Here is a 587-nt window from a genome sequence, read left to right as displayed (position 1 = left end):
CCCATGAGCCCCAAACACCGACCGGATGAGTCGGAGCCATATTTTGCAGCATTCGCGAATGCCGACTTCCGGAAGCTAAATCGAGGCAGGTCGTAAAACCAGTAGCTCCCCCCCACGCCTCCGACCTCGGGATGAGCCAATAAGAACTCCTCAACTACACGCGCCCACGTCGGCTCAATGCGTGTATCCGCGTCGATACGCGCGATGACCTGCCCTGAAGCTTCATCGTAGCCGCGCTGACTCGCCCAAGCGACACCCTGTCGTTCCTCGGTCAACACTCGAATGGGCAACTCGCCCAAGTAGCTTTCCACTACCTCAACCGTGCTGTCAGTGCTGTTGTTGTCGACCACCAGTATCTCGTCGAACTGCCGAGTCTGGGCCTTTACTGCTTCTAAGCAAGGCCCGATTGAACTTTCTTCGTTATAGCAAGGTATTACCAGAGAGATCTTCACAATCGGTTCCTACCATTCTCACTGTCGCGACAACCAGGTCTCAGAATCCCACCACGATTCGAATTCGTCTAGGATTCGACTTTCAGAACCTTCATCCTCAGGGCGCTGCGCCCACATGGCCACGAATACACACAG

Annotated in this window: 1 protein-coding gene; it reads right to left on the bottom strand. The window is 55.0% G+C overall.

What is annotated here, in order from left to right; translation table 11 throughout:
• Positions 1 to 452 (bottom strand): glycosyltransferase family 2 protein (locus GP2_RS21405; RefSeq protein ID WP_006902269.1); only part of this gene is annotated, 452 nt, incomplete at its 3' end.
• Positions 453 to 587 lie beyond the last annotated feature (135 nt).

Source organism: Gordonia paraffinivorans NBRC 108238 (genome assembly GCF_000344155.1).
Lineage (GTDB): Bacteria > Actinomycetota > Actinomycetes > Mycobacteriales > Mycobacteriaceae > Gordonia > Gordonia paraffinivorans.
Note: the sequence above shows the minus strand (reverse complement) of the source record. Positions and strands in the feature narration are given on the sequence as shown.